Source organism: Synechococcus sp. 'PEA 65AY6A-5F PE A' (assembly GCF_047462575.1).
In the GTDB taxonomy this organism is placed as follows: Bacteria; Cyanobacteriota; Cyanobacteriia; order Thermostichales; family Thermostichaceae; genus Thermostichus.
Map to the genome: position 1 here is coordinate 13,064 of NZ_JAOALE010000021.1, position 16,058 is coordinate 29,121.

At 57.2% G+C, this 16,058-nt stretch carries 16 protein-coding genes and 1 pseudogene; 10 read left to right on the forward strand and 7 right to left on the reverse strand.

Features of this window, described 5'->3' with window-relative positions:
- Window positions 1-80 precede the first annotated feature (80 nt).
- The gene (locus GG26_RS08420; RefSeq protein ID WP_414389935.1) at window positions 81-377 is read left to right on the forward strand and encodes a DUF2470 domain-containing protein; all 297 of its coding nucleotides are present in this window, start codon (window positions 81-83) and stop codon (window positions 375-377) included.
- A gap of 51 nt (window positions 378-428) precedes the next feature.
- Here GG26_RS08420 and grxC read toward each other — a convergent pair whose 3' ends face one another.
- From grxC to GG26_RS08435, 3 genes and pseudogenes are all read right to left on the reverse strand, one after another.
- The gene (grxC, locus tag GG26_RS08425; RefSeq protein ID WP_011429436.1) at window positions 429-689 is read right to left on the reverse strand and encodes a glutaredoxin 3; all 261 of its coding nucleotides are present in this window, start codon (window positions 687-689) and stop codon (window positions 429-431) included.
- 65 nt (window positions 690-754) lie between these two features.
- The gene (gene polA / locus GG26_RS08430; protein WP_414389938.1) at window positions 755-3,541 is read right to left on the reverse strand and encodes a DNA polymerase I; all 2,787 of its coding nucleotides are present in this window, start codon (window positions 3,539-3,541) and stop codon (window positions 755-757) included.
- 60 nt (window positions 3,542-3,601) lie between these two features.
- Window positions 3,602-4,138, reverse strand: a pseudogene (locus tag GG26_RS08435) (enoyl-CoA hydratase-related protein); the annotation flags it as partial.
- 297 nt (window positions 4,139-4,435) lie between these two features.
- Here GG26_RS08435 and GG26_RS08440 point away from each other — a divergent pair.
- Genes GG26_RS08440 through GG26_RS08450 form a run of 3 tightly spaced genes read left to right on the forward strand, consistent with a single transcriptional unit; the run spans window position 4,436 to window position 7,446 of the window.
- On the forward strand, window positions 4,436-4,930 hold the full coding sequence (locus tag GG26_RS08440) for a ferrous iron transport protein A (protein ID WP_099812437.1): 495 nt from the start codon (window positions 4,436-4,438) through the stop codon (window positions 4,928-4,930).
- Entirely contained in the window at window positions 4,927-7,218 is a 2,292-nt protein-coding gene (gene feoB, locus GG26_RS08445) for a Fe(2+) transporter permease subunit FeoB (RefSeq protein WP_414389940.1), read from the forward strand. The genes GG26_RS08440 and feoB overlap by 4 nt, the downstream gene beginning before the upstream one ends.
- Window positions 7,219-7,221: 3 nt before the next feature.
- Window positions 7,222-7,446, forward strand: a complete 225-nt coding sequence (locus GG26_RS08450) for a FeoC-like transcriptional regulator (RefSeq protein ID WP_099812439.1) — start codon at window positions 7,222-7,224, stop codon at window positions 7,444-7,446.
- Between the two features lie 111 nt (window positions 7,447-7,557).
- On the opposite strand, the gene GG26_RS08455 is transcribed toward GG26_RS08450, so the two are convergent.
- From GG26_RS08455 to cobA, 3 genes are all read right to left on the reverse strand, one after another.
- The gene (locus GG26_RS08455; protein ID WP_414389944.1) at window positions 7,558-8,289 is read right to left on the reverse strand and encodes a DUF1614 domain-containing protein; all 732 of its coding nucleotides are present in this window, start codon (window positions 8,287-8,289) and stop codon (window positions 7,558-7,560) included.
- A gap of 122 nt (window positions 8,290-8,411) precedes the next feature.
- Window positions 8,412-9,236, reverse strand: a complete 825-nt coding sequence (menB, locus tag GG26_RS08460; RefSeq protein WP_011432215.1) for a 1,4-dihydroxy-2-naphthoyl-CoA synthase — start codon at window positions 9,234-9,236, stop codon at window positions 8,412-8,414.
- Window positions 9,237-9,353: 117 nt separating this feature from the next.
- Window positions 9,354-10,865, reverse strand: coding sequence for a uroporphyrinogen-III C-methyltransferase (cobA, locus tag GG26_RS08465; protein WP_414389947.1), 1,512 nt, complete (start codon window positions 10,863-10,865; stop codon window positions 9,354-9,356).
- Between the two features lie 130 nt (window positions 10,866-10,995).
- On the opposite strand from cobA, the gene GG26_RS08470 reads away from it, so the two are divergent.
- Window positions 10,996-11,994, forward strand: coding sequence for an ABC transporter substrate-binding protein (locus GG26_RS08470; protein ID WP_414389949.1), 999 nt, complete (start codon window positions 10,996-10,998; stop codon window positions 11,992-11,994).
- Here the strand turns inward: GG26_RS08470 and GG26_RS08475 are convergent.
- Window positions 11,991-12,518, reverse strand: coding sequence for a phycobilisome rod-core linker polypeptide (locus tag GG26_RS08475; protein ID WP_414389952.1), 528 nt, complete (start codon window positions 12,516-12,518; stop codon window positions 11,991-11,993). The two genes, GG26_RS08470 and GG26_RS08475, sit on opposite strands and share 4 nt — an antisense overlap.
- Before the next feature lie 610 nt (window positions 12,519-13,128).
- On the opposite strand from GG26_RS08475, the gene GG26_RS08480 reads away from it, so the two are divergent.
- The 5 genes from GG26_RS08480 to GG26_RS08500 all read left to right on the forward strand — a co-directional run bounded on the left by GG26_RS08480 (window position 13,129) and on the right by GG26_RS08500 (window position 15,979).
- Window positions 13,129-13,614 carry a 2Fe-2S iron-sulfur cluster-binding protein gene (locus GG26_RS08480; protein WP_414331883.1) on the forward strand — a complete coding sequence of 162 codons (486 nt, stop codon included), beginning with the start codon at window positions 13,129-13,131 and terminating at the stop codon, window positions 13,612-13,614.
- A 233-nt stretch (window positions 13,615-13,847) separates the two neighbouring features.
- Window positions 13,848-14,531: a V4R domain-containing protein gene (locus tag GG26_RS08485; RefSeq protein WP_414389955.1), complete on the forward strand. Its 684-nt coding sequence runs from the start codon at window positions 13,848-13,850 to the stop codon at window positions 14,529-14,531.
- 59 nt (window positions 14,532-14,590) lie between these two features.
- Complete coding sequence (locus tag GG26_RS08490) at window positions 14,591-14,872, forward strand: hypothetical protein (protein WP_414331880.1); 282 nt, start codon at window positions 14,591-14,593, stop codon at window positions 14,870-14,872.
- 63 nt (window positions 14,873-14,935) lie between these two features.
- Complete coding sequence (locus GG26_RS08495) at window positions 14,936-15,484, forward strand: hypothetical protein (protein ID WP_414389957.1); 549 nt, start codon at window positions 14,936-14,938, stop codon at window positions 15,482-15,484.
- Window positions 15,485-15,508: 24 nt separating this feature from the next.
- Window positions 15,509-15,979: a phycobilisome protein gene (locus tag GG26_RS08500; protein ID WP_414389959.1), complete on the forward strand. Its 471-nt coding sequence runs from the start codon at window positions 15,509-15,511 to the stop codon at window positions 15,977-15,979.
- Window positions 15,980-16,058 lie beyond the last annotated feature (79 nt).

The following is a 16,058-nucleotide window of genomic DNA, read 5'->3' on the forward strand; positions in this document are numbered from 1 at the left end:
GAAGAGCGGGATCTGCGCCGCCAAGGTTTCGGTCAAGACTCCGCTAGACTAAAACCTGTACCTGGCAATTCCCACCTTCTATGGGCGATCCTCTCACCCCTCAAGTTAGCAAGCGCATCTGCAAGCACATGAACGAAGACCACGCCGATGCCGTGGCCCTCTACGCCAGGGTCTTCGGCCAGGTGGAAGGAGTGGTCCAGGCCCGTATGGAGGCCATCGACGCGGAAGGAATGGACTTACAGGTGGAGGTGGATGGGGCTGTGCGGAAGCTGCGCATCCCCTTTGATCACCCTCTCAAAGATTCTGAAGATGCCCACCACACCCTGATTGCCATGCTCAAACAAGCCCGTGCCCAGCTCAGGCAGGCCGCCGGTTAGCCACAAGTTAACGGGTTTGGATCCCGCCCAGGCTAGCAGGAAAGCAGGCAGCTAGCTGGCCTGCTGCAGGAGCAAATCCAGCTTGCCCTGGGCCTCAAGGGCGTAGAGGTCGTCGCAGCCGCCGATGTGCTGGTTGTTGATAAAAATCTGGGGTACCGAACGGCGCCCGTTGGCCCGCTTGGCCATCTCCGCTCGCGCTGCCTCGTCCCCATCGATGGCGTATTCGATGTACTTGACTCCCTTGCGGTCTAGCAGTTGCTTGGCGCGAATGCAGAAGGGACAAAAACGCCACGTGTAGATCTCAACGGCCATAGGGAGATAACCAACACTTTCACACACTTTTACATAGCTTAACATTTCTCCGAGGCCGGGATCCTTTAGTTGGCCTCCTTCCAGTTGTGGCCAATTTGAATGTCCACCACCAGCGGTATGGAAAGGGGCACTGCCTCTTCCATTTCTCTTTGAATGAGGGGCCGTAAGTCCTGCCATTCGGAGGGCTCTACTTCAAACACCAGCTCGTCGTGAACCTGCAAAAGCAAACGCGAGCGAAAATGCTGCAGCTTTTCCTGCAAGCGCACCATGGCCACTTTGATGATGTCTGAGGCGGATCCCTGAATGGGGGCGTTCACCGCAGCCCGCAGCTCGGCCTGTTTGCGATGGCCGGATAGCTGAGACAAATTGGGGAAATAGCGACGGCGGCCCAAGATGGTTTCCACATAGCCATGTTCTTCCACAAAGGCTTGGGTGGCGCGGAGATAGGCAAAAACGCCGGCGTAGCGCTCGTTAAATCGCCGCAAAAATTCCTTCGCCTCCGCTAGAGAGACGCCGGCAGTGCGGGCAAAACGCTGCGCCCCCATGCCGTAGATCACCCCATAGTTAATCGTCTTGGCCAGGCGGCGTTCTTCGCTGGTTACTTCTTGTTTTTCAAAGAGCAAGCGAGCGGTAAGGGTATGCACATCTTCCCCAGAGCGAAAGCACTCGATGAGGGTTGGCTCTTGGCTGAGGTGGGCCAGGATGCGCAGCTCAATTTGCGAGTAGTCAGCCGAGGCCAACAGCCATCCCTCCTGGGGAACGAAGGCCTGGCGAATGCGGCGGCTAAACTCGCTGCGGATGGGGATATTTTGCAAATTGGGGTTGGAGGAGCTGAGCCGGCCAGTGGCAGTAACGGTCTGGTTGAAGCTGGTGTGCACCCTACCCGTATCGCGTCTTACCAGAGCCGGCAGCGCGTCCACATAGGTGGATTTGAGCTTGGCCAGGGTGCGGTACTGGAGAATGGTTTCAACAACTGGGTGATCTCCTTCCAGCTTCTCCAAAACCGAAGCATCGGTGGAGTAGCCGGTGGCTGTCTTGCGAGTTTTTCGGATATCTAGCTTTAGCTTTTCAAAAAGCAGGGATCCCAGTTGTTTGGGAGAGTTGAGGTTAAACACCTCGCCTGCTTGAGCATAGGCTTTCTGCTCTAGACTGTGTAGCTCTTTTTCCAGCTCCTGGGAAAACTGCCGAAGAAACTCAGTGTCGATGCGGATGCCGACCCACTCCATTTCTTCCAAAACATGGGCCAAAGGCAACTCCACTTGGACAAAAAGATTCCAGAGGCGTGGGTCAGTCTGTTGCAGCTTTTCGGTGAGGATGGGCACCAAACGATAGGCGCAGTAGGCATCGGTGCCGCAGTATTCTGCCACTTTGGCAATGGGCAGATCGGCGAGGGACTCTGCTTTGCCCAGCAACTTTTCGTAGCTGGTGGTGGGCAAATTTAAATAGCTAGCTGCCAAGTCGGCCAAGTTGTGGCTGGCCTCTGGATTGAGAACGTAGCTGGCCAGCATGGGATCAAATTGGATCCCTTGCAGGCGGATGCTATGGGCGCGAAAAATGCTGAGATCATACTTGCAGTTTTGCAGGCTTTTGGGCCGATTGGGATCCTCCCAAATGGGCTGTAGACTCTGTTTGACCAGGTCCCAGTCCAAGTTGGATCCCTGGCGGTGGCCAATGGGCAAATAGGCAACATCCCGTTCTGACCAGCAGCAGCCAATCCCCACCAGTTGGGCGTCGCGGGGATCCAGACTCGTGGTTTCTGTGTCCCAGGCTACGATCCCGGAACAGGCCAACAGCTCCTGCCGCAACAGCTCCAATTTCTCCGCTGTATCCACGATGCACACTGCTGGCAAAGAGGGAGCGGGAGCAGCGGGAAAATCAAACCAAAGAGCCTCGTCGTAGGTAGAGCCATCCTTTGAAGTTGTCCTTGCTTGAGAGGCTTGGGCTGGGATCCCGCCCAAAGTGGCCTGCAGTTGGCGCACTTGAGCAATGAAACTGCGAAACTCCAATTTCTCCAGCAGCGGCAGCACTTCCTCTGGGTCAAACCCAGTTAACCTCATGCTCTCCCAGTCAGGCGAAAGGGGGACATCGCAGTGAATTCGAGCCAGAAATTGGGAGTGCTGGGCTGCTGGGATCCCTTCCCTGAGGTACTGCTGGATTTTGCCAGGGATCTCCCCCAGATGGTTGAAAATCTCCTCCAGGCTGCCATAGCGCTGCAAGAGCTCCGCCGCTCGCTTGGGGCCGATCCCCTTGACACCGGGAATGTTGTCGGAAGGGTCACCGCAGAGGGCTTTGTAGTCGACCACCTGCCAAGGCCAGATGCCGAGTTTCTCTTTGACCTCTTGGGGGCCAAATTCGCTGACGCGATCTTTGCTGTTGAGGTGCAAAACCCGAATCCTTCCCTCGCGGTCAATGAGTTGAAACAGATCCTGGTCGCCGCTTAAGATCTGCACTCGATACTCGTGGGGAGCAAGCCGACAGAGAGTACCCAGAATATCGTCGGCCTCAAAGCCAGGCACCGCCAAAATGGGAATGCGCAGCGCCGCCAACACCTGCTGGAGGTTCTCCACATCCTCAACGAACTCCGGCGGTGTTTCCGGACGGCCTGCTTTGTAGGTTTCATCCGCCTCGTGGCGAAAGGTGGGCTGCCGGGTATCAAAGGCAACAGCTACATGGGTGGGGGGGTATTTCTCCAAGACCTCCAGCAGCGATTTCAAAAAGCCAAAGCTGACACTGGTCGGGATCCCCGTGGAGGTGCGCAAGCCCCCCTCGCGGCTGTAGGCAAAGGCATAAAAAGAGCGGTAGGCCAGGGAGTGGCCATCGACCAAGAGCAGCCGGGGAGTTTGGGAAGCCATCGGCCCAGACCAAGAACTGAGTCCAGCCTATCCAAAAGGGATCCAACAGAGGATCCCTCCCTAGGGCCGCCAGGGAAACTGGCGAAAGTTGGGGGGGCGCTTCTCCAAAAAAGCCCGTTTGCCCTCGGCCGCTTCCTCGGTCATGTAATACAGCAGTGTCGCGTCCCCGGCTAGCTCCTGCAGCCCCACCTGGCCGTCGCAATCGGCGTTGAAGGCGGCCTTGAGGCAGCGGATGGCCAGGGGGCTGTGCTGGAGGATCTCCCGCGCCCAGCGGATCCCTTCTGCCTCTAGTTCCTCCACGGGCACCACCGCATTGACCAGGCCCATCTCCAGCGCCTGGGCGGCTGTGTACTGGCGGCAGAGAAACCAGATTTCGCGCGCTTTCTTCTGCCCCACCACCCGCGCCAGGTAGCTGGCCCCAAAGCCGCCGTCGAAGCTGCCCACGCGAGGCCCGGTCTGGCCAAAGATGGCGTTGTCGGCGGCAATGGTGAGATCGCAGAGGAGATGCAAAACATGGCCTCCCCCAATGGCGTAGCCGGCCACTAGGGCAATCACCACCTTGGGCAAGGAGCGGATGAGGCGCTGCAGACCAGTTATAATCCATCCCATCCGTAATATTTGATAACAATTTGGCGTCCTGAGCATTAAAACTTGCTTAAGGCAGGGGCGCCGTCGGGTTGCCTTTGCGTTTTAATTTAATTGAATTGAGAATAATATTTATTATGTTCAGGTCTAAAGTTATTACAAACGCCACTAATAATCAAGGAGGTTCTGGTGCCACATTCAGGGAGTCAGCCGGGAAATAACGGTCAAAAACTGGGTTTTACCTATGTCAACGAGGCGGCAGTGAGCCGGGCTAAGCCGGGAATTGCTAGTGAAGGTAATTTGCAAATAATGCCCCTATCTCAAATGCGGGCAGGGGAACGGGTGCGGGTGGTGCGGGTGGATTGTGATGATGCCAATCCCCGGTTGGTGGGCATGGGCATTACCCAGGGGGCGGTGCTGACGGTGCTGAGCCATCTGGATTCCGGGTCGGTGCTGGTGGAATGTCAAGGTCAGCGGTGGGGGTTGGGGGCGGGTATGGCGGAACGGATTGGTGTCGAGCGATGGGAGGCGGCAATGCCCAGGATGACCTTGGGGGAGGCGACTATTGGCAGTCGGGTGCGGGTGGTGGGCTATGCGCCGGGAGCGGGGGATTACAAGCGGAAATTGCTGGGGATGGGCTTAACGCCGGGGACGATCCTGCAGGTGAAACGCCATGCGCCCTTGGGAGACCCGACGGAAATTGAGGTGCGGGGGTTTGCCCTGAGTCTGCGCAAAGGGGAAGCAGCGGCATTACAGGTAGTGCCGGTGGAGGGAGAAGCAAATTTAGGGAGCGATGGGCAATGAGCAAGCGGACGATTGCCTTACTGGGAAATCCCAACTGTGGGAAAACGACCCTATTCAATGCCTTGACGGGGGCGCGCCAACGGGTGGGGAATTGGCCCGGGGTGACGGTGGAACGCAAGGAGGGCACCTACCGGGATCAGGGGCAAACGGTGACGGTGGTGGATTTGCCGGGGATTTATTCCCTGGATGTGGCAGCGGGGGGCACGGGGCTGGATGAACAGGTGGCACGGGATTACCTGCTCAGCGGTGAAGCCAACCTGGTGGTGAATATCCTGGATGCCAGCAATCTGGAGCGGAATCTTTACCTGACGACCCAGCTTTTGGAAATGGGGGTGCCGCTGGTAATTGCCCTGAACATGATGGATCAAGCGGAAGGGCGGGGGATACGGATTGACGTGGCTGGTTTGCAACAGCGGTTGGGCTGTCCGGTCGTGCCTTTGTGTGCCCATCGGGGGCGGGGGGTGGCAGAACTTAAGGCAGTCATCCGGCAGGCATTGACCCAGCCGCAGGGGGCGGGGGTGCGCCCTGTTTATCCCCCGGTGATCGAGCAAGCCTTTACCGAACTTTCCCATACAGCAGGTCTGGGTTCCCCTTGGGCGGTGCTGTACGGGTTGCAAGCGGTGGATGGGGCGAACGTTGCACCGGTGTTAGAAACCCATCGGCAGGAGATTTTTCAAACCTTGGGGGAAGACATTGACCTCTTGGTTGCCGATGTCCGTTACACCTGGATTCGGGAGGTGATGGGGGCGACGGTCACTTTCGCTGGGCAGGTTAGCCAAACGCTTTCGGATCGGATTGACCGCTGGGTGCTGCACCGGTGGCTGGGGATTCCCATCTTCCTCGGGGTGATGTACCTCATGTTCTTCGTGGCGATGAATGTGGGGGGAGCCTTTGTGGATTTTTTTGATATAGGGGTGGGCACGATTGCGGTGAAGGGCACGGCGCATCTGTTGACCCAACTCCATGCACCCGGCTGGTTGATTGGGCTGTTGGCGGACGGGGTGGGGGGTGGCATTCAAACGACGGCGACCTTCATTCCCCAAATTGGCTTATTGTTTGTCTTTTTATCAGTGTTGGAGGATTCCGGGTATTTGGCGCGGGCGGCGTTTGTGATGGACCGGCTGATGCGGTGGATTGGCTTGCCGGGGAAGTCCTTTGTGCCGATGCTGCTGGGGTTTGGGTGCAATATCCCCGCCATTATGGCGACCCGTACCCTGGAAAATCGGCGGGATCGGTTGATGACGATTCTGATGAACCCGTTTATGTCCTGCGGGGCGCGGCTGTCCGTGTATGCCCTGTTTGGGGCGGCGTTTTTTCCGAAAAATGCCCAAAATGTGGTGTTTCTGCTTTACCTGATTGGTATTGGGGCGGCGGTGTTTACGGGTTTGGTGATGAAAAGCACCCTGCTACAGGGGATAGCGGCTCCCTTCATTATGGAATTGCCGCCCTACCATTTGCCCACGCTCAAGGGGGTAGCCATCCACGCCTGGGGACGGTTGCAAGCGTTTATTACCAAAGCGGGGCGGATGATTATCGTGATGGTGGTGATTTTGGGCTTTTTAAATTCGGTGGGAACGGATGGTTCCTTTGGGAAACAGGACAGTACCGATTCCCTGCTCAGTGCGGTTGGGCGGCAGATTACGCCGGTATTTGCACCGATGGGCGTGCGACCGGAGAATTGGCCGGCAACGGTGGGGATATTTACCGGGACGTTTGCCAAGGAGGTGATGGTGGGAACCATGAATTCCCTCTATGGGCAGTTGGCGCAGGCGGAAGCGGCAGATAGTGGGGAACCACCGGCGGCATTTGACCTGTGGGGTGGTCTCCAGGAAGCAGTTGCCAGCATTCCCCAAAATTTTGCCGCCCTAGGGGAGCAGTTGCTGGACCCGCTGGGGATGGGGGTAGTCCGCAGGAGTGGGGATGAGGAGGCAGTGGCGGAGGAGTTGGGGGTGCAGACGACTACCTTTGGGCAGATGGCTTCCCGCTTTGGCAGTACTACGGCGGCGATTGCGTTTCTGCTGTTTGTCCTGCTGTATTTCCCCTGTGTATCAGCGACGGCGGCGGTTTATCGGGAAACCAATCTAGGCTGGACGGTGTTTATCGCTTGTTGGACAACCGGGCTGGCCTATTGGGTTGCCACCTTTTATTACCAGTTCATGACTTTTAATGAACACCCCGCACGTTCCCTGTTGTGGGTATTGGGACTCATGCTGGTACAGTTGGGGGTTTTGTGGGGATTGCGTGCCGTCAGTAGCCCCCGTTTGCGGCGGGTACCCTCCGGGAGGTAAGGGATGCTCTTGCAAGACCTACAACGTTATCTGCAAACGCACCGGCAAGTTTCGTTGACCAAATTATGTCAACACTGGCAAATGGATGCGGATGCCCTGCGTCCGATCCTGGATGTATTAATTCGCAAAGGGCGGGTGCGCCCCGTACACCAGCGGAAGTGTGGGGGCTGTCACTCCTGCGCCTCAACGGATTTAGAACTGTACGAGTGGGTAGAAAAACCATCTTAATGGGGGATCAATTTTAGGGATAAGTCGTGTTGTTCAGAACGTTTTTCAGAATAAATTACGAGCCAACCGAATGTACCAATTAAGTGAATTGTTGGAATTTCTGAGTAATTTCTAAGTCAGCAAAACGGCGAATAAACCGCACAGCGCAATACCATCAAAAACCCCAGCCCCACCAATACTAAGAATGCCTGGAGTCATCCGCTCAATTTGGGGCAGGTGTAACAGGTCAGCCCCAATTAGTGTTCCCAATACACCGCCAGCAAAGGCAATCGGTGCTGCCACAACATCAGACCCCGCCGTTAATAGCACAGAAGTCATCGCCGCCGTTAGGGGAGCAATCAAGGCATTCATTTGAATCCCAATCCCCGGCACCACCTGGACAGAATAATAACTAACTATTGTCACCACAGCCGTGACAAGCACAATCAAAATTGGCGAAACACAGGTAAACTGATAAATGGCCAATAGGGTTGGAATCAGACCACCCCCGACATTCAACGCCACAATCGTTTTCTGTTCAATTCGCCTTAAGGGAATACCCCAAAAGAAGCGCATCGTCCACAATCGATCCAAATCAGGTACCATAGCTACTTTGGAAACTCTCTCATAAAGGGGGATATTAATCGTACTCTCAATAATTACTAGGGTCAGCAGCACAAGAGATAGGTTAGGAGAAAATTCGAGCTTTGCAACAGCAACTTGAACCGCATCTAGGGTAACCACCAACCAGAGAAACGGGAAGGCTAAGAGCAGGAGTAAAAAGAGTAGATAGGCAGTCGCTTCCCTTCGGGGAAGTGGAATTAATGGAAACTCTGGTCGTACAGCCGCTGAATCGCACAGCACAGGCGGGTCGCTTCCCTTCGGGGAAGTGGAATTAATGGAAACCCTCCTGTTTCCCCCAGAACAACAAAATTGGGGGCAAGTCGCTTCCCTTCGGGGAAGTGGAATTAATGAAAACAAACAAACTATGGCAGCCAGGGAAACTGGCGAAAGTTAGGTGGGCGCTTTTCCAAAAAGGCGCGTTTGCCCTCAGCAGCTTCTTCGGTCATGTAGAACAGCAACGTCGCATCTCCGGCCAGCTCCTGCAGCCCCACCTGCCCATCGCAGTCGGCGTTGAAGGCGGCTTTGAGGCAGCGGATGGCTAAGGGGCTGTGCTGGAGAATTTCTTGCGCCCAGCGGATCCCTTCAGCTTCTAGCTCTTCCACTGGCACCACGGCATTGACCAGACCCATCTCTAGGGCTTGGGCTGCGGTGTATTGGCGGCAGAGGAACCAAATCTCGCGGGCTTTTTTTTGCCCCACCACTCGCGCCAGGTAGGCGGCCCCAAAGCCCCCATCGAAGCTGCCCACCCTAGGGCCGGTTTGCCCAAAGATGGCATTATCGGCGGCAATGGTCAGGTCGCAGATGAGATGCAAAACATGGCCACCCCCAATGGCGTAGCCTGCCACTAGGGCAATCACCACCTTGGGCAAAGAGCGGATGATGCGCTGCAGATCCAGCACATTGAGACGAGGGATCCCGGCCTCATCCAGGTAACCGGCCTCGCCCCGTACGCTTTGATCCCCGCCGGCGCAGAAGGCATACTTCCCATCGGTATGGGGCCCGGCGCCTGTTAAGAGCACTACTCCAATCCTGGGATCCTCTCGCACATCGGCAAACGCATCAATCAGCTCGGCAATGGTCTTGGGGCGGAAGGCGTTGCGCTTGTGGGGACGGTTGATGGTGATCTTGGCAATGCCATCCGTTTTTTCGTAAAGAATGTCTTCGTAGAGCTTGGCCGTCTGCCACATGGTGTCTGGGTGTATCTATTGGGATGCCGGGCCAGGAGAGTTCCGTTTGGCTGATGGGGGCTCACTATGAGGAGCACCTGGGTACTCTGCACCGCTACCGCGAACGGCCTGAAAAGGCTAGGTAGAACGGTTGGTCGCTTGGATGAGGGCTTCCACCAATCCTTCCAAAGTATACTCCTGGGCTGCGATGTCCACTCGACCAAATGCAGCCTTGCAGGTTGCGGCCGTCTTGGGGCCAATGGCGGCAATCTGCACGGGTGGATCCCAGATCTCAGGGCCTAGCCCTGCCTGCTGGATCAAGTGGGCAAAATGCTGTACTGTCTTGGAGCTGGCAAAGGTGAGGATGTCCACCTGGTGGGCTTTAAGAGCTTCCAGGACCTGGGGATCCGCTGCTGCTGGACAGGCGGACTGATAGGCGGCCACCTCCACCACCTCTGCTCCTCGCTGCCGCAACCCCTGTACCAGCTCCTCCCGCCCTCCTGACTCAACGCGGGGAAAGAGGATGCGCTGCCCCTGCACTGGCTGCGGCCAAATGGGTAGCAGGGCTTCGGCCACAAACTCGGAGGGCATCAGATCCGGGCGAATGCCGTACTGGGCCAGCACGGAAGCGGTTTTGGATCCCACCACCGCCACTTGCAGGGAGTGGAGCGCCCGGCTATCTCGCCCCTGCTGCTGCAGCCGCTCGAAGAAAGCCTGCACCCCATTGGCCGAAGTCAGCAGCAGCCAGTCGAACTTCTCCAGGTTGGCAATGGCCGCGTCCAAGGGATCCCAACTGCTAGGCGGCTGGATGACCAGGGCAGGCATTTCCAGCACCCGCGCCCCCTGAGCCTGCAGCAGCTCGCGCAGAGCCGGCGACTGCCCTTCGGAACGGGTGACAAGAACGGTCTTGCCTGCCAAAGGAGCCGGTGGCGGCAACGGTGGGATCCCCGGCCCAAACTCCTGCCGCAGCCGCACCACCTCGCCCACCACCAGCAGGCCGGGCAACTTCTCCCCAGCTTCTGGCCCTTCCCCCTGTTGCAGCTCTGCCAGGGTGCCCACCCAAACCTGCTGCTCCGCCTGCCCCGCCCCCCAGATCAAGGCCACGGCTCGCTGCGGTGGGATCCCTGCCTCCTGTAGCTGGTCTGCAATCTGCTGCCGCTGCCGGGATCCCATCAAAATAACCAACGTATCCAACTGGGCCAGGGCGCTCCAGGGCAGGGCCTCCAGCTCGTGGGCCGTCAGCACGGCAAAGGCGCGGCTCAAGTGCTTGTCCGTCAGGGGGATCCCCGCCCACAGGGGGCCGGCCAAGGCCGAAGATAGACCTGGCCAGATCTCAAACGGGCAGCCCGCCTCCCGCAGGGCCTGCACCTCCTCGCGGGCGCGGCCAAAGATCAAGGGATCCCCCGCCTTGAGGTGAACCACCTGCTTGCCCTCGCGGCAGCGCTGGATGAGCCAGCGAAGGCCCTCCTGCAAACCCGCTGCTCCTGAACGTCGCCACACCTGCGCTTGGGCGGGGAGCTCCGCCAACAAGCGCTCGTCCACCAGCTCGTCCACCCAAACCGCCTCGGCCTGCCGCAGGATCTCCAGCGCCCCTTGCGTCAGACCCGCCCGCCCACCCAGCCCCGCTCCCACCAGATACACCTTGCCCATGGGGATGTGTTGCTGTCTCTGGTCTCAACTATCCCATCCTGCCGCAAAAGCAGGATCTTAGCCCCCTCTCTCCAATCTTCCAGCTAGGCTAAGAAGAGCCCTGCCCCTTGACGGAAAAGCGTGGAAGCCCATGGCTAACGCCGTTGCAAAGCCTTGGCCGCGCCGGCAGTTTCTGGCTGCTGGAGCTGCTCTACTGGCGGTGGGAGCGGGATCCCGCCAATCCCGGCCTCTGCGGCTAGTAACCAACTGGTATGCCCAAGCCGAACACGGCGGCTTCTACCAGGCCCTGGCCCTAGGCATCTACGCCGACTATGGCCTGCAGGTGGAAATCCGCATGGGGGGAACCGCGGTTAACGTGTTGCAACTCCTGGCGGGGGGGGCAGCAGACTTCGTCCTCGGCGGCAGCCCCGAGGCCCTAGCGGCTCTGCAGTCAGGGATCCCCGTGCTCACCGTGGCCGCCTTTTTCCAGAAGGATCCCCAGTGTCTTTTGGCCCATCCGGGGGTGGGCATCGAGCGCCTAGAAGACCTGCGGGGCAAGCCCATCTGGGTCTCTCCAGGGGCCAACCTCACCTACTGGCCTTTCTTGCGGGCCAAGTTTGGCTTTACCGACGAGCAAAAGCGCCCCTACAACTTCAGCCTCACCCCCTTCCTGCTGGACAAATCCTCTGCCCAGCAGGGCTATGTCACCTCCGAGCCCTTCCGCGTGCGCCAGGAGGGCGGCTTTGATCCGGTCGTCTTCCTGCTGGCCGACTACGGCTATTCCCCTTATGCTACCACCCTGGAGACCACCCGCCCCTTTGCCGAACGACACCCTGAGGAGGTGCGAAAATTTGTGGCCGCCTCCATCCAGGGCTGGCAGAGCTACCTGGAGGATCCCCGCCCCGGCAACCGCCTCATCCGCCAGGACAACCCCAACATGAGCGAGGCCCTTCTGGCCTATGCCCACCAAGCCCTGCAAGACTACAACCTCCTCACCGGCGGCGACGCCGCCACCCTGGGGATCGGCGCCATGACCCACCAGCGCTGGCAAACCTACTTTCAGGAGATGGTGGCCCTGGGGATCGGCGCAGCGGGTCTGGAGGTTCGCCAAGCCTATACCCTCGACTTCCTCCCCGGCCCCACTGCCTAAGGGATCCCCACTTCCATCGCCGCCAAACTGTGCAAAAGCGGGGATCCCTGCATCCCCAGCTCATGGCGCCGGTGCATTTGGTTTGTCAGCAAGTAGGCCAAAGGTGGGTGGCCGCTCAGCCGTTGGCGGGGGTGGGGCAGATGGTCGTTGCCGAACTGGTGGCGGTATTCCTCAGAGTCGATAAAGGCATTGACCATGGCCTGCAAGCCCTGGTGCACCAAAATGTCGTGGTAGGTGGCCACCTCAGCTTTGCTGGCCGGGGCCCGCCCCAAAAAGTGCTTGAAACCCTGCTCCACACAGCGGGTGTTGCAGCCGGCACTGAAAAAGAGTTGCCGGTAGAGCCGGGATCCCCCAATCTGGCGAACCAAGCGCTTGATCCCGATCCGCCCCCGCAAGAAGTCCTGCTCGATTTTCTCCAGTTCTCCCGCTTTCTCGTGCTGGTAGGGCTGGCGTTCCAAAAGCTGCTGATAGGCGGCCCGCAACAGGTTTTGCAACGTTTGCGGATCCCGCTGGCGTGGTTCCATGGCAATAGCTCCCAATCGACAGAACTGACAAAAACAGACAAAACGAGGGGCTACTTTAAAGAAATGGCCAAGAGAGTAGCGAATGGCTCAATACGCTTTTACGGCAAACTTCAGCACATCCTTCTGTAACAAAATTGCCAATAAAAGACCGTGAAGGTTCTACTTAAGATTTACCTTGCCGACAGAACGACCGGGGGAGATCTGCGATAAATATTTACGAAAGGGTTGTCATTTTCTCCAATTTACGTGATTTCACTTTGTAACTTTCTAGCCGATAAAAAAAATTCCGTGTTTATTCGTAGTTAAGTATTATGACACTTCCATAAGTATTATGACACTTCCATCCAGAATAACCTGCTCCAGATAGATCCAGAATATAAGTTAAGTAAAGAATGCAGTCTCTCCCAGGGTCACAGGTGCAGGGCTCATCATTTGAAGTGCTCTGGTGAAGTGCTCTGGTTTGATTGACTGGGGACTCAGGTGTTGCTGTAGACCTGCAAGGGGGCTGCAGGGGAAGGGATCAATCAATTTTTGTGATTGGTTTGCGTTGCTTATGCAGTAGATCCTGCCCGCCGGGGTTTTTTGTCTGCCCTTAATGTGGATCCCGTCTATGGTTAAACAAATCCGGCTAGAGCCTTTATCTCGTGTCTCGGAGGTCGATACCTACAGCAATCTGCTGTCGGCCATTTTGTCGGAGGAGCTGCAGGTTTCGCGGGAATGTAACGGTCGCGGCCTCTGCGCCACCTGTCATGTTTACGTCAAAGAGGGAATGGAAAGCCTCACTCCCATCACCCCCCGCGAGGCCAAGACTCTGGAGACCATTACCAGCGCCCGCAGCAATTCTCGTCTGGCCTGCCAGGCCAGGGTGGTTTCCGATGGCGTGGTGGTGGAGCTGCCGCCGGGGATGTACGTGAACTCGCTGAGGGATATCGAAGTGCTCATCGGTCGGCGGGCCGAACAAGACCTGCTGCACCCACGGACGGGGAAGGTTTTGGTGGAGCAGGGCAAGATCATCACTCGCTCTACTGTTAAGCAGCTAGAAAATGAGGACTTCCGCATCATTGGCAATACGCTGGCCCAAACTCGGGAAGTTTGATGGATTGTCGATATTCAGGGATCCCTTGGGCTCGGCAGGTGTTGTTTTATAAACAATCAAAAAAAGAGTTGAACAATGTTGGATCCCTCAGATAGCTGACCAAGTTTATCGAATGCTTAGCCATTCATTTTGTTGACTCATTGGCATTATCTGGCCCAGTTGATCCCTACAAATCCCACCAAATCCTGTTGCTTTGCAATCTAAAATTATCCATTTTTTATCAGGAGAGCACCATGGTCACCACTCCATCTCGACCGGATCCCCGTCCTGCAGTCACCCTGCCTGTGGGCCGCGACAAGCATGCCCACTACAGTTACCGCGATTTCTTCCGCTTCAACCGAGATCAGGGCACGATCATCGACTGGAACAACACGCAAAATCTCCTGCTCAGCGAAGACTTTATTGTGGGCCTGCAAACAGGCTTGGAACGGGAGGTGGGGGATGCTTCGGCGGCGGTGATGTACACGATTGGCAGAGATTGGGGCATCCGCGATGCCAAGCACTTCTCCGAGTGGTACGAGCGGGAGTATGGGATTGGCGTAAAACAGTCCAACCTTTTGTTTTTGCTGGAGACTTGGTGGTGGCCTTTTACGGCTCAGGGCTGGGGCAAGTGGGAGGTGGAAACCGAATCCAAACAAAAAGGCTTCCTGTTTATCAACTTGTTTGACTCGATGGTGGCTCGCACCCTTGGGGATGTGGGCAAGCCGGTTTGTCATCTCTATGCCGGGCTATTTGCCGGGTTTTTCACCGCTATGACTTCCCGCGAGCTGGCCTGCATCGAGATCCAGTGCTACGCCATGGGGGAAACCTACTGCAAGTTCCTGTTGGGCGGGCAAGAACGCATTGATGCCGCCAATTTTTGGATCACCGAAGGGGCCAGCGCCCGCGAGATCGAGCAGCGTTTGCACCAGTTGTGAGGCTTGCTTGTGGCTTTTGAAGGCTCTCTGGGATCCCTCGACACTTTGGAGAAACGCCCATGGTCACCTTCAACTTAGACACCGATCTGGACTTAACCCAGCCGCTGGCGGTCTTTTTGCAGGGGTTGAACTGGGATAATCGACCCCCAGCCAAGGCTCCCTTTGCTCAAGAGCCGCCGCCGCAGTCCCCCATGCTTTTTGCCCAATCGGTGGGACAGTTTTTTGCCGGCTTCAATTGGTCGGGCATCTGCCCACGCTCAGAGCCGCTGCCGGAATTGCCGGCAGAGGATCCCTTTACCCTTGAGGATTTTGCCGCCTTGTTTGGCGGAGCTTTGCTCTAGCTCTGGTTTGTTCAGGGCTCTCAGTTGTGCTCTCTCGATTCGTGCTCTAAGGAGACTTCACCCATGGATGACCTTCACTCTTGGCCGGAGCGCATTGCCGAGCGAGAAGGGGATTACTTAACACCCGACGATCTGCAAGACCTGATTCGCTACTCTCTCTCTTTTCAAGAACGGCTGGAGCTCTACCAAGTCTTACAACAGCAAGAGCTGACCTGGATCCAAAAGGTTTTGCAACAGCAGGGGCACAGCGGTGGAACAGAGTCCCCTCTGACACCATCTCAGCGCCTCTTGGCTCGTCAATTGGCCTTTTGTTTGCGCTCCCTGGGCCTGAGTCTGTTGCTGGGGGATCCCACCCCTGTGCAGCAGGTAACTCTTGGTGCGATGGAACAGTACCTAGGGTTGCCGCAAGCGCTCGCTCAGCTACGGGCAGTGGTTCAGGGATCCCTGCCGGCGGATCAGCAGGGGTTGCTTGCCCCCTACTGGCAAGAGCTGCAGACTGTCTGCGCCACTTCTCAGGCCCAATCTCCTTCCCCTTCTTCTTCTGAGATGGAGGTTGACCTGCCCACAGTTCCGCCGGAGAGGGCTCTCACCTTGGCGGAAATGTTTGTGTGAAGCCCACTGAAGGAGGCTCTATCTATGAATTCAAGGGTTGCCGAGCTGATGCACCAAAGTGAGGGCCGCTATCTGCGCCCGGACGAGTTGAAAACTCTACACGCCTACGTGGAAGGGATCCCGAAGCGGGTCCGCCTTTACCAGGTTCTGCAGGCCAAAGAACAAGAGCTGCTGGATCGGGTGATGGAGAAGTTTCAGCCGATGATGCCGAATTTGACCCGCCAGCATGGTCACCTGGCCTGGGAGCGCTGCCGCCGGGATCTGAGCATGGTGTGGCGCTACTGCTGCATGGCCATGCTGCTCAACGACGAAGACTACCTGAGGGATAAATTGCTCTACTGGCTGGAGACGATCCTGAAATCGTTCAAGATGCGCGACCAATGCCAGCCTGCCTACAAGTTAATGCTCGACTCCCTGACCTACATCTTTGGGGCAGAAGAGAGCGAGATGATCCGCCCTTATCTGCTTTTGGCCAAATCCATGCTGGTTAACTGAGTCCATTCGCCCTCAATCTATTCACCAAAGTTCCCTGCGCCCTCCGATAGCGACCTCCTTCTCCCGATTTACTGTATAC

Excerpts from the sequence above, each read along its gene's own strand:
- GG26_RS08420 (WP_414389935.1), top strand. The coding sequence starts at position 81 with ATGGGCGATCCTCTCACCCCTCAAGTTAGCAAGCGCATCTGCAAGCAC.
- grxC (WP_011429436.1), bottom strand. The coding sequence starts at position 689 with ATGGCCGTTGAGATCTACACGTGGCGTTTTTGTCCCTTCTGCATTCGC.
- polA (WP_414389938.1), bottom strand. The coding sequence starts at position 3,541 with ATGGCTTCCCAAACTCCCCGGCTGCTCTTGGTCGATGGCCACTCCCTG.
- GG26_RS08440 (WP_099812437.1), top strand. The coding sequence starts at position 4,436 with ATGCCCCTATCTCAAATGCGGGCAGGGGAACGGGTGCGGGTGGTGCGG.
- feoB (WP_414389940.1), top strand. The coding sequence starts at position 4,927 with ATGAGCAAGCGGACGATTGCCTTACTGGGAAATCCCAACTGTGGGAAA.
- GG26_RS08450 (WP_099812439.1), top strand. The coding sequence starts at position 7,222 with ATGCTCTTGCAAGACCTACAACGTTATCTGCAAACGCACCGGCAAGTT.
- menB (WP_011432215.1), bottom strand. The coding sequence starts at position 9,236 with ATGTGGCAGACGGCCAAGCTCTACGAAGACATTCTTTACGAAAAAACG.
- cobA (WP_414389947.1), bottom strand. The coding sequence starts at position 10,865 with ATGGGCAAGGTGTATCTGGTGGGAGCGGGGCTGGGTGGGCGGGCGGGT.
- GG26_RS08470 (WP_414389949.1), top strand. The coding sequence starts at position 10,996 with ATGGCTAACGCCGTTGCAAAGCCTTGGCCGCGCCGGCAGTTTCTGGCT.
- GG26_RS08475 (WP_414389952.1), bottom strand. The coding sequence starts at position 12,518 with ATGGAACCACGCCAGCGGGATCCGCAAACGTTGCAAAACCTGTTGCGG.
- GG26_RS08480 (WP_414331883.1), top strand. The coding sequence starts at position 13,129 with ATGGTTAAACAAATCCGGCTAGAGCCTTTATCTCGTGTCTCGGAGGTC.
- GG26_RS08485 (WP_414389955.1), top strand. The coding sequence starts at position 13,848 with ATGGTCACCACTCCATCTCGACCGGATCCCCGTCCTGCAGTCACCCTG.
- GG26_RS08490 (WP_414331880.1), top strand. The coding sequence starts at position 14,591 with ATGGTCACCTTCAACTTAGACACCGATCTGGACTTAACCCAGCCGCTG.
- GG26_RS08495 (WP_414389957.1), top strand. The coding sequence starts at position 14,936 with ATGGATGACCTTCACTCTTGGCCGGAGCGCATTGCCGAGCGAGAAGGG.
- GG26_RS08500 (WP_414389959.1), top strand. The coding sequence starts at position 15,509 with ATGAATTCAAGGGTTGCCGAGCTGATGCACCAAAGTGAGGGCCGCTAT.